Below are 10212 nucleotides of genomic sequence, written 5' to 3'. Positions count from 1 at the left end.
ACATCTGCGAGTCGGTCCGGGACACCTACGAGGGGACGCTGGGCGTGGAGCGGGCCGAGGCGGTTCCGCTGCGGTCGCCGGGCCTGCTGCACGAGGCGGACCTCGGCCTGCCGGTCGGCCGTCTCTAGGCCGGACAGCGACGGCGCCTCGCCCTGGCGCTGCTGGTGGCGTGCCCGCCCCAGTTGCTGCTGCTCGACGAGCCCACCAACCACCTCTCCCCCGCGCTGTGCGACGAACTGGAGGAGGCGCCGGGCAGCGGGCCCGGCGCGATCGTCGTGGCCGGCCACGACCGGTGGCTGCGGAGAGACCGGCAGGGCCGGGAGATCCGCCTTCACGGCGAGAGCGGGTAGGAGGTGTCGTTTGCGGTCGGAGGGTGCCGGGCGGCAGGCTTCGGGGGTGGCCACTTTGCTGATCGTGCATCACACGCCGTCGCCGAACTGCCAGGCGATGCTGGAAGCCGTCGTGTCCGGGGCGACCGCTCCCGAGATCGAAGGGGTGCGGGTGATCCGGCGGGCGGCGCTGGCGGCTACCGCGGTCGACGTGCTGGAGGCCGACGGGTATCTGCTGGGCACCCCGGCCAACCTGGGCTACATGTCCGGGGCGCTCAAGCACTTCTTCGACCAGGTCTACTACCCCTGCCTGGACGGCACCCGGGGCCGGCCCTTCGGCTACTACGTGCACGGCGGCAGCGACACCACCGGCGCGGTGCGCGGCATCGAGTCGGTCACGACCGGCCTCGGCTGGCAGCGCGCGGCACCCGCGGTGAACGTGGCCGGTGAGCCCGCCAAGGGCGACCTGGAGGCCTGCTGGGAGCTGGGGGCCGCGCTCGCCGCCGGCCTGATGGGCGACTGACGCGGGGTGCTCCGGGGCGTCCGTCACCGCGCGGCCGGGGGGCGGGCCACTGCCCGATCCGCTCCCCCGGCCCGCGCGCCCGGTCCCGCGTCAGCTCTTGGGCATGAGGACGGTGTCGATGATGAAGACGTTGGCGTTGGCGGTCTTCACGTTGCCGCAGACGACCTTGGCGGAGTCGTTGACCGTGTAGGACTCGTCGGAGCCCGAAGTGGTCAGCTTCGACTTCTGCAGGGTGTCGAAGGAACCGTTCTCGAGGTCCTTGGGGGCGAGCTTCTGGCCCACGACGTGGTAGGTCAGGATGTCGGTGAGCATCGCCTTGTCGTTCAGGACCTTGTCCAGGTCGGCCTTCGGGATCTTGGCGAAGGCGTCGTTGGTGGGCGCGAACACGGTGATGTTCTCGGCGTTGTTGAGGGTGTCGACCAGGCCGGCCTTCTTCACCGCCGTCACCAGCGTGGACAGGGCCGGGTTGTTCGAGGCGGCCGTGGCGACCGGGTCCTTGGCCATGCCGTCGAAGGAACCGGCGCCCTCCTTCGGCACCGTGGAGCAGGCCGGTCCGAACGGCTCGTCCATTCCCGCCATGTCGCCGGAGGTGTCGGAGGACTGCTCGTCGCCGGCCGCGGGCGCCGAGGAGGCGGCCTGGGCGGAGTCCGAGGAGCCGCTGTCGCCGTCGTCGGAACAGGCGGCCAGGGACAGGGGCAGGACGGCGGCCGCGACGACGGCGACGGCGGAGCGGCGGATGCGGGCGTTCATGGAATCTCCTGGGAAAAGGGCAGCACGAAGACTGCGTTGGCGCGGAATACGGTGAAGTGGTGATCGGCCGGGTGCGCGGTCCCGGCCCGTGGGGGCGGACCGGCGGATCCGGCTCCGGGTCAGCCCGGCGTGCGGGGGTCGAGCCGCCCTGCGCGTATGGACGGCAGGGACCGTCGGCGGGCGGGCCGCTGTCGGTGTGTTCTCGCTTCTTCCCTCACACGGGGAATCCGGAGCCGGTCGGGCTCCGGATTGGCCGATCACCCGATCGAGTGAGGATCGGTTGCCAGCACTCCTGTGACCTGGGGTTTTCCCCGGAGGTGAAAGCCGCTCAGAAGGGCGTCGCGGCCCGGAGGATGAGGAACATCGTGACGGCGGCGTTGGCGGACGACATCGCCGAGACGGCGGTTCCGGCCGCCGCGGCCCACGCCGCCAGGCCCGCCGAGGTGAACACCGGCGGCCAGGTGCGGACCGCGGGAGCGGGACCCAGCAGGGCCGCCACCCGGCGCGGTACCGGGCCGGGCGCGGCCAGGCCGGCGAGGGTGGGGACGGGGGCGTCCCGGGAGACGAGGGCCGCCTTGCCGATCGCGGTCGCCACCGCACGGCGGTCGCCGACCGCCCGCGCCGCCGTCTCGTCGGCCCAGCGCTCCGCCGTGAAGGACACGGCGGTGCGCAGGGGGCGCAGGAACGGGTTGGCCAGCGCGGCGAGCCGAACGGCGAGCAGGAAGCGGTGGTGCCGGGCGGCGAGATGGGCGCGCTCGTGGGCGAACAGCGCGCGCCGTTCGCCCGGTTCGAGGCAGTCGAGCAGGGCCGTACTGACCACGACGCGGTCCCGGCGCCCGCCGGGCAGCGCGTACGCGTACGGCACGTCGTCCGGCAGTACGGCCACCCCGGTGCCCGGCAGTCCGGCCAGCGCGCGGTGGGCGCGGCGGCGCACCCTGCCGTGCCGCCACAGGGCTCGTACCGAGGCAGCGACCACCAGGCACAGCGCGGGAATCGCCGCCTTGCCGACGATCTCGTCGTAGGGCACCGCCGCCCGCACCTCGGGGTCGGACCAGGCGTCGGGCAGTGGATTGCCCGGCAGCTGCGCGGTGCCGACCACCATCACCAGGGCCAGGCACAGTGTGCTGCACAGGGCCATCACGGCGGCGACGACGGTGAGCAGCCCCGTCGCGGTCCGCGGGTGCAGATGCTGTGCGGCCAGCCTGGCGATCGGCCATGCGGTGAGCGGCAGGACCAGGGGCAGGAAGACGAAGACCCCCATGCGGTGTCAGCCGTCCTCCGCGGCACGCGCGTGCCCCAGCAGGTCGCGCAGCAGCCGCTCGTCGTCCGGGTCGAGGCCGGTGACGAAGCTGGCCAGTACCGCTTCCCGGTCGCTCTCGGCGTCCAGGACCTTGCGCATCTTGCGCGCGGCCAGTCCCGCCTGGTCCGAGGCGGGGGTCCAGGCGAAGGAGCGGCCCGCGCGCTCCCGGCTGACCGCGCCCTTCTCCAGCAGCCGGGTCAGGATCGTGATCACCGTGGTGTAGGCGAGGTCGCCGCCGAGGCGCTCCTGCACCCAGCCGGCCGTCGCGGGTCCGTCCGCCTCGCGCAGCCCGGACAGCACCAGTGCCTCCAGCTCGCCCTGCCCCCGCCGCCGCGGACGCCGGTCATCCCTCACGGCCCGCCTCCTTCCGCCGCCCATCACCTTCCGAGGCGACATCGTATAGAAGGCTTTCTTCTACAGTGTTGTAGATTGGCTGGCAGGCACACGGACGTGATCAGAAGACGTGATCAGAAGACGCGACGAAGGAGAACGCAGTGGGAGTTTCCCTGGCCAAGGGCGGCAACGTCTCGCTCAGCAAGGAGGCGCCCGGGCTGACCGCCGTGCTGGTCGGTCTGGGCTGGGACGTGCGCACCACGACCGGCACCGACTACGACCTCGACGCCTCCGCGCTGCTCCTGGACGCGGCGGGCAAGGTGCTCTCGGACGGGCACTTCGTCTTCTACAACAACCTCACCAGCCCGGACGGCTCGGTCGAGCACACCGGCGACAACCTCACCGGTGAGGGCGAGGGCGACGACGAGGCGGTCAAGGTGAACCTCGCCGCGGTCCCGGCCGAGGTGGACCGGATCGTCTTCCCGGTCTCCATCCACGACGCGGAGAACCGCGGTCAGAGCTTCGGCCAGGTCCGCAACGCCTTCATCCGGGTCGTCAACCAGGCGAACAACCAGGAACTCGCCCGCTACGACCTCTCCGAGGACGCCTCGACCGAGACCGCGATGGTCTTCGGCGAGCTGTACCGTCACGGCGCAGAGTGGAAGTTCCGGGCGGTCGGCCAGGGGTACGCCTCGGGCCTCGCGGGCATCGCCGCGGACTTCGGCGTCAACGTCTGACCCGCGTCCCTGCCGGGGCCGGACCGGGCCCGGCAGGGTCAGTGGTCCGTGGCACAGCAGCCGGCCCCGCCACCGGCGACGGGGGCGGCGGCCGGGGCGGTGTCGAGGCGGCAGAAGCAGGACGCCTCCACCGGTACGTCCGCCAGAGCGGCGGCGAGCTTCAACTGCTGTGCCACGATCCGCGCCTCCGCCGCCCTGCCCAGCCGCACCAGGCACTCGTGGAGTCCGTGCAGGGCCCAGACGTTGTTCGGGTGCTGGAGCGGGCGGGGCAGGGTGTCGTCGAGGCCCAGGTCGGCCCGGTAGACGGCCTCGGCCTCGGCGGTCCGGCCCTGTTCCAGGAGCAGGGCGCCGTAGGCGTGCCGGGTGGGCTGCATCCAGCCCCAGGGTTCGTCGTAGGGAAGGTTGTCGTCCAGCTCGATCGAGCGTTCCAGGGCGGCGAAGGCGGCGGCGTGGTCGCCCCTGCGGTACTCCAGCTCGCCGTCGAGCATGGCGGACGCGATGGCGAGGATGTCGGCGCAGGTGTTGTTGAAGAGGGTGCGGGACTCCGGCACCCGGGCGACCGCCTCGCGGAACAGGCCGCGTTCCGCCTCCGCCTCCGCGACCCGGCCGGTGGCCGAGAGGGCGACGCCGCGGGCGTAGTGCAGCATCGCGGTCGTCACGCAGTACAGGCGCGGGTCGGCAGGCAGCGGCAGGGCGAGGATGTCCGCCCAGCGGCCGAACCGGATCAGGACGTGCACCCGCATGGCCGAGAAGGCCTCGAGCCAGTCGGCCATCGGCGGGCTCTCCACCCGCAGCAGTTCCTCGGGAACGGACGCCTCGAGCCGGGCCGCGGCATCGAGGGCGACCTCGTACTGCCCCAGGAACATCGCGCCGTAGATCCTGAAGTGGTGGTTGTGCGAGCGGTAGAGGGTGTAGAAGTTCATCGCCCCCGACCGCGCGCGGTACTTCTCGTCGGCGGCGATCGCGGCGTCGTTGTCCGACACCACGCGGCGGTAGTCGCCGCACAGCACTTCGAGGTGGGACGGCATGTGCAGGAGGTGCCCGGCGTCGGGTACCAGGCCGCGCAGCCGGTCGGCGACCGTGAGGGCCGCCTCGGGAGTGGGGGACATCTCCATCAGGTGGATGTAGAGGTGCAGGACGCCGGGGTGGTCGCGGCCGCCGTCGGCGGTCAGGGCCCGGTCCAGCACCTCCTTAGCCGCCAGGGTGCGCGCGCCCTCGGCGGGCCGTCCCGTGCGCAGGTCCCACAGCTGCCAGGGCGTCAGGTTCATCAGGGCGTCGGCGTAGAGGGTGGCCACGTCCAGGTCGTCGGGGGCCAGTTCGTACACGCCGCGCATGCTGTCGGCGTACGGCGTGTTCCACACCGAGCAGTCCTCGACGGCGCTCGCCTGCGGGTAGCGGGCGCGCAGGGCGCCGATCAGGGCGCGCTCGAGGGGGGTGGCCCGGCCGGCCAGGTCGTGGGCGCGTTCGACGGCGGCGTGGGTGCGGTCGACGGTCCGGGTCAGCTCCTCGGTGCCGAAGGCCTCCCACGGCTTGTTGTAGTTGGGGCCCAGGGCGTGGGCGATGCCCCAGTGGGCCATGGCGCACTCCGGGTCCGCCTCGGCGGCGGCCTCGAAGCACGCGACGGCCTCCTCGTGGTGGAAGGCGTACGTCCACACCAGCCCACGGTCGAACCACCGCTGGGCCTCGGGCGACGAGGTCGTCACCGGGCGGCCGTGGCTGCCCAGGTCGTAGTAGTCCAGGTCGTAGTAGTCCATGAAGGGACGTATACCGCACCCGGGACGGTCGCGGAGCACTTCGGCGGCCGGTCGCACCGGCCGGTGTCCCCGCCGGACGCGGCGCGCCCGGCGGGGGTGGGGGGACGGGGTGGCGCGGGTCAGCCGAAGTCGACGTCGCTGCACAGGAAGTACGTCTGGTCCATGTGCGAGGCCTGCCAGATCGTGTAGACGACGTGCCGGCCGCTCAGGCCCGAGGTACTCACCGGGATCTCGTAGTTCTGGCTGGGCCCGTAGCTGCCGGTGCGCGCGACCTGCTGGAGGTCACCCCAGGTCAGGGCCTGCGTGGCGGGGTCGAAGCCCTGCCGGGTGACGTAGACCAGGAAGTAGTCGGCTCCGTGGCTGGCCTGGTCGTAGAGCTTGACGGTGAAGTCGTCGGTGATGTCCGTGGTCTGCCACGCGCCCACGGTGTCGAGCGAGTTGTAGCGTCCGCTCTCGGTCCGGCCGCCGCTGCAGAGCTGACCGTCGGGGACGACGGCCTGGAAGTCGCCGGCGGAGCCGTTGCGGTAGAGGCCGTTCCAGTTCCACATGGCGTTGGGGTCGTCCTGCCATGCCTGCCAGCACATGGGGTCCTGGTCGGCCATGGCCGGGTTCTGGAAGTCGTCTCCCCAGCGCTCCCAGCAGCCGTAGTTGCGGGACGCGGGGTCGACGACCGAGCCGTGGGCGACGGCGGTGCCGCTCCAGGGGATCAGGGTGAGCAGGACCGCGGTCAGGGTGCTCAGGGCGAGGGTCGCCACTCGTCGAGCTCTCCTGACTTTGAGGTGATCATGACAAGTCATGACGTCCTTCTTTCACGTGGGGGGACAACACGGAGCGAGGGACCCGGGGTGCGGGTGGGGCTGCCAGTGGGAGCGCTCCCAAGGTCCCGTCGGAGACCAGGCTGCGCCCGGGTGAGCGGATTGGCAACATTCGAATGAGCCAGTTCCCGCCCCGCGTTGGCGTGTTCGACACGTTCGACACTGCGACACTTCGACACGAGGGGCGGGCGGGGAACCATCCCGCCCGCCCCTCGTCATGCCGGTGTCACAGCGCGCGCCGCCTGGAACGGATCAGCAGCACGCAGCCGCCGGCGAAGAGGACGCCGCCGAGCGCCGCGGGCCACAGACCGAGTCCGGAACCCGTCTCGGCGAGCCCGCCCTGCGCCTGCGGTCCGGGCGCCGACCCGGCGCCGCCGCCGTTGCCGCCGTCACCGGTGTTCCCGGTCGCCCGGGGTGCGGCCACGGCGCTGCTCACGTCGTCCGGGGCGTCGGCGGGCGTCGTCGCGGCCCTGGGCTCGGCGCTGGCGGAGGCGTCGGCGTCCTGCCCGTCGTTCTGACCGGCGGCCTGCCCGTCGTCCTGGTCGTCCTTTCCGCCGGCCTGCCCGTCGTCCTTTCCGCCGGCCTGGTCGTCCTGGCCGTTGTCCGCGGGTGCCGAGGCCGTGGCGGTCTGCTCGGCCGGGGGCTCGGCGGTCTGACCGTCGCCGTCGCCGTTGCCGCCCGGCTGCTCCTCGCCCTTGCCGTCGTCCGGCGCCTCGGACGCGCCGGGGTCCTCGGACGGCTGCTCCTGCGGGTCCTCGCCCTGACCCGGCTCCGATCCCGGGGGCGCGTCGGGACCGCACTCGCGGCCGGAGTTGATGCAGTCGACCATGTCCCGCATCAGGTCCTCGTCGAAGACGTTGATGAAGTCGCTGTGGTCCGTGACCGGCTTGTGCAACTGCTCCGGGAAGGAGTCGACGGCGAACAGCGGAACGGTCGTCCCTCCGTCCTGGAGACTGGGCGCCTCCACGTCGTACACGACCCGCTGCACAAGTCGGGGAATGGGCCCGAACCCCTCCGGGCAGCTGCCGTCGGCGGCTGCGAAGGCCATGTGGGTGCGGTGGTTGGCGCTGTCGATGTTGCGGCCGTCCCAGCAGCTCTGGAAGGTGAAGGTGCGCACCACGTCGCTGCCCGAGGGGCAGAGCGGGTACTTGTCCTTCAGCTGCCGGTCCTCGAAACCGGTGCAGCTCCAGGAGGCGTTCGCGTTGGTGTTGCCGTTGACGAACGCCTTCGCGTCGCCGGTGATGATGCGCAGCAGCCGCGGCATCTCGGTGACCTTGGCGCGTTCGTTGCCCTCGAACGTCAGCGTCACCTCGGCCGGTGTGACGATCTCGCCGGCGTTGCCCTCGATGCCGCCGCCGGGCGCCTGGGCATCCTGTTCGACCGTGCCGTTCTGCAGCCGGAGCACGGGCCAGTAGTACGAGGACTTGTCGCCCTGGTCCGCGCAGCTCGTGCCGGCGGCGGCCAGGTCCTCGTCGCTGGCGAAGGCGTCGTTGTCCTGGTTGCCGACGTAGTCGTGGAAGTGGTGCGCGCCGTTGCTGACGCCGGGGGCGGCGATCAGGTTGTCCGAGTTGAACAGGCCCTCGGCGTTGACGCCGCAGCTGGTGACGAAGGAGCCGGTCGAGGCCTTCTTCTGCCGGGCCGCCTGGACCACGTTGGGCTGGACGGACTTGATGTCGACGTAGTCCGCCGCCACGGGCCCGTTGCCGGCCTGTCCGCCGTTGCCCGGCTGCTGCTGCCCGTCACCGTTCTGCCCGTCGTTCCCGGCGTCGTCGCCGTTCCCGCCGTCGCCGGCTTCTTCGCCCTGGCCGTCCTGCTGCCCCTTTTGCTGGTCCGGGCTGCCGCTTGCCGCGTCCGCCGTCGCGATCTCGGTGCGGCGCAGCGTGCACTGCGCCAGCGTGTCCAGACCCTCGGGGCGGTCACCGACCTTGTCGATGGCGGCGGCGATGCGCTCGATCGTGCCCGCCCGGTCCTTGCGCAGCGGGTCGAGGACGGCGCCCTCGTCGAGGGTGCCGTCGTCCGCGGTGCGGGCCGCTTCCTGGAGTTGGCGGTAGGCGGCGGCGATCTGCTCGTCGAGCTGGGCGAGTTCGGTGTCGACTTCCGGTCGCGCCTGCTCCGGAACGGCCGTGAGCCGCTCGGTCAGATCGGGGCAGTCGACGGTGGCCGCGACTCCGGAACTGCCCAGGGGGACGGCATCGTTGCCGGATTCGGTCGCGGAGGCAAAGACGTTCACGGCCACCAGACCGCTGCCCCCCAGTATCAGCGCGACCGCTCCGAAGGTCGCGCGCCGCGCCCCGGTCGGGCGTCTGCGCCTGTTGTGTCCCAAGGCGTGCTCCTGTGTCGTGACGGACTCGGACATGAAATGCCCCCGGCTCCATACGGAACCGGGGGCCGGAGTGTTCAAACGCCTCAGGAATTCTCAGCGATCCCTCACCTGGCGGACGCAGGATCAGCCGGGTCGGGTCGCCGCTTGCCTTGCGGGTCCGCTCGCCCGAAGGGCCCCTTGTCGGCCGCTCGCTCCCGGTGGAACGATGACCACGGCACCGGCTCACCGCACGAAGGGACCGCCGTGACCGAGGACGACCAGCACCGGCCGGAGGCCGCCGCCGCGTTCGACGCGCTGGGCGCCGACTACGAGAAGGCGTTCGCCGGGTCGAAGACGCACCGCCGTTCACTGGAGTGGCTGCTCGCGCGGCTCGCGCCGGGCAGCCGGGTGCTGGACGTGGGCAGCGGCACGGGCCGGCCCACCGCCGAGGCCCTCGCGGCCGCCGGGCACCAGGTGCTGGGCGTCGACATCTCCCCCGTCATGGTGGAGCTGGCCGCCCGGCAGGTGCCGGCCGCCGACTTCCAGTGCGCCGACATCCGGGACGTGCCGCTCGCGGAGGCCTCGTTCGACGCCGTCTGCGTGTACTTCTCGCTGCTCCAGCTGGACCGGCGGGAGCAGACGGATCTCGTACGGCGTCTGGCGCGGTTGCTGAAGCCGGAGGGCTACCTGGTCCTGGCCACCGTGCCGCTGGACGTGGAGGGCGTCGACGCCACCTTCATGGGTCAGCCGGTGCGCGTGACCAGCTTCCCCGCGCAGGAGCTCGTCGCCCTGGCCGAGGAGACCGGCCTGGAGGTGCTGGCGCAGGAGGCGACGATGTTCACCCCGGCCCACCCGGACGCCCGGCCGGAGCCGCACCTCTTCCTGCACTGCCGGCGCCGGTCCACCACCGCGCCGCACGCCTGACCCACCTCCCCTCGGGCGGTGTACGCCCGAAGCGCCCCCCCCGGATGGGGTAACTGCGCACGCGAGGACCGGGACCCCGCGGTCAGAGTGGGCAGCATGACAGAACCTGGCGAGCGACGGCGCCGCACGACGTCCACGATCACGCGCGAGCGTGCCGTGCAGGGTGCTCAGGACGCCGCACGGCGTGCCGCTGACGCCCTGTCCGAGCTGATCCTGCACCACCTGGAGGGGGTCTCCGCGGTGTGCCGGAGCGAGAACGACGGCTGGATCGTCAACGTGGACGTGCTGGAGGTGGCCCGCATCCCCGACACCACCAGTCTGCTGGCCACCTACGAGGTCGAGCTGGACCAGGCGGGCGACCTGATCCAGTACCGCAGGATCGCGCGCTACCGACGCGGTGCCCAGGACCAGTGAGCGGACCGTGAGGCCCGCACCCGGAAGGACC

10 protein-coding genes and 1 pseudogene are annotated in these 10212 nt (G+C 72.2%); 5 read left to right on the top strand and 6 right to left on the bottom strand.

Translation table 11 applies throughout. The annotated features are described in order from the left end of the window. Window positions 1-11: 11 nt before the first annotated feature. Both ACGH7X_RS36690 and ACGH7X_RS36685 read left to right on the top strand, forming a co-directional pair. Window positions 12-350 (top strand): annotated as a pseudogene (locus tag ACGH7X_RS36690) (ATP-binding cassette domain-containing protein); the annotation flags it as partial. 46 nt (window positions 351-396) lie between these two features. After that, entirely contained in the window at window positions 397-852 is a 456-nt protein-coding gene (locus ACGH7X_RS36685; protein ID WP_399894102.1) for a flavodoxin family protein, read from the top strand. 90 nt (window positions 853-942) lie between these two features. Here ACGH7X_RS36685 and ACGH7X_RS36680 read toward each other — a convergent pair whose 3' ends face one another. The 3 genes from ACGH7X_RS36680 to ACGH7X_RS36670 form a co-directional block, all read right to left on the bottom strand. Then, window positions 943-1602, bottom strand: a complete 660-nt coding sequence (locus ACGH7X_RS36680; RefSeq protein WP_399894099.1) for a fasciclin domain-containing protein — start codon at window positions 1600-1602, stop codon at window positions 943-945. Window positions 1603-1930: 328 nt separating this feature from the next. Beyond that, window positions 1931-2863: a M56 family metallopeptidase gene (locus ACGH7X_RS36675; protein WP_399894096.1), complete on the bottom strand. Its 933-nt coding sequence runs from the start codon at window positions 2861-2863 to the stop codon at window positions 1931-1933. Window positions 2864-2869: 6 nt separating this feature from the next. After that, window positions 2870-3298 (bottom strand): BlaI/MecI/CopY family transcriptional regulator, encoded by a 429-nt coding sequence (locus tag ACGH7X_RS36670; RefSeq protein ID WP_399894093.1) that lies wholly within the window; start codon window positions 3296-3298, stop codon window positions 2870-2872. 98 nt (window positions 3299-3396) lie between these two features. On the opposite strand from ACGH7X_RS36670, the gene ACGH7X_RS36665 reads away from it, so the two are divergent. Continuing rightward, entirely contained in the window at window positions 3397-3972 is a 576-nt protein-coding gene (locus ACGH7X_RS36665; protein WP_381569813.1) for a TerD family protein, read from the top strand. A gap of 38 nt (window positions 3973-4010) precedes the next feature. Here ACGH7X_RS36665 and ACGH7X_RS36660 read toward each other — a convergent pair whose 3' ends face one another. From ACGH7X_RS36660 to ACGH7X_RS36650, 3 genes are all read right to left on the bottom strand, one after another. Next, window positions 4011-5726, bottom strand: coding sequence for a hypothetical protein (locus ACGH7X_RS36660; RefSeq protein WP_399894090.1), 1716 nt, complete (start codon window positions 5724-5726; stop codon window positions 4011-4013). A 119-nt stretch (window positions 5727-5845) separates the two neighbouring features. Then, the gene (locus ACGH7X_RS36655; RefSeq protein WP_399894087.1) at window positions 5846-6523 is read right to left on the bottom strand and encodes a lytic polysaccharide monooxygenase; all 678 of its coding nucleotides are present in this window, start codon (window positions 6521-6523) and stop codon (window positions 5846-5848) included. Window positions 6524-6767: 244 nt separating this feature from the next. Further along, window positions 6768-8864 (bottom strand): DUF1996 domain-containing protein, encoded by a 2097-nt coding sequence (locus ACGH7X_RS36650; protein ID WP_399894084.1) that lies wholly within the window; start codon window positions 8862-8864, stop codon window positions 6768-6770. A gap of 243 nt (window positions 8865-9107) precedes the next feature. Here ACGH7X_RS36650 and ACGH7X_RS36645 point away from each other — a divergent pair, with 243 nt between their 5' ends. Together ACGH7X_RS36645 and ACGH7X_RS36640 are read left to right on the top strand one after the other, a co-directional pair. Then, window positions 9108-9767: a class I SAM-dependent methyltransferase gene (locus ACGH7X_RS36645; RefSeq protein WP_399894081.1), complete on the top strand. Its 660-nt coding sequence runs from the start codon at window positions 9108-9110 to the stop codon at window positions 9765-9767. Between the two features lie 96 nt (window positions 9768-9863). Further along, entirely contained in the window at window positions 9864-10181 is a 318-nt protein-coding gene (locus ACGH7X_RS36640; RefSeq protein WP_399894078.1) for a gas vesicle protein, read from the top strand. The last annotated feature ends 31 nt before the right edge of the window (window positions 10182-10212 follow it).

It is taken from the genome of Streptomyces sp. BBFR51 (assembly GCF_044591655.1).
Taxonomy (GTDB): Bacteria; Actinomycetota; Actinomycetes; order Streptomycetales; family Streptomycetaceae; genus Streptomyces.
This window is presented reverse-complemented; position numbering and strand designations above follow the sequence as displayed.

Excerpts from the sequence above, each read along its gene's own strand:
- ACGH7X_RS36655 (WP_399894087.1), bottom strand. The coding sequence starts at position 6,523 with ATGACTTGTCATGATCACCTCAAAGTCAGGAGAGCTCGACGAGTGGCG.
- ACGH7X_RS36640 (WP_399894078.1), top strand. The coding sequence starts at position 9,864 with ATGACAGAACCTGGCGAGCGACGGCGCCGCACGACGTCCACGATCACG.
- ACGH7X_RS36670 (WP_399894093.1), bottom strand. The coding sequence starts at position 3,298 with ATGTCGCCTCGGAAGGTGATGGGCGGCGGAAGGAGGCGGGCCGTGAGG.
- ACGH7X_RS36660 (WP_399894090.1), bottom strand. The coding sequence starts at position 5,726 with ATGGACTACTACGACCTGGACTACTACGACCTGGGCAGCCACGGCCGC.
- ACGH7X_RS36680 (WP_399894099.1), bottom strand. The coding sequence starts at position 1,602 with ATGAACGCCCGCATCCGCCGCTCCGCCGTCGCCGTCGTCGCGGCCGCC.
- ACGH7X_RS36675 (WP_399894096.1), bottom strand. The coding sequence starts at position 2,863 with ATGGGGGTCTTCGTCTTCCTGCCCCTGGTCCTGCCGCTCACCGCATGG.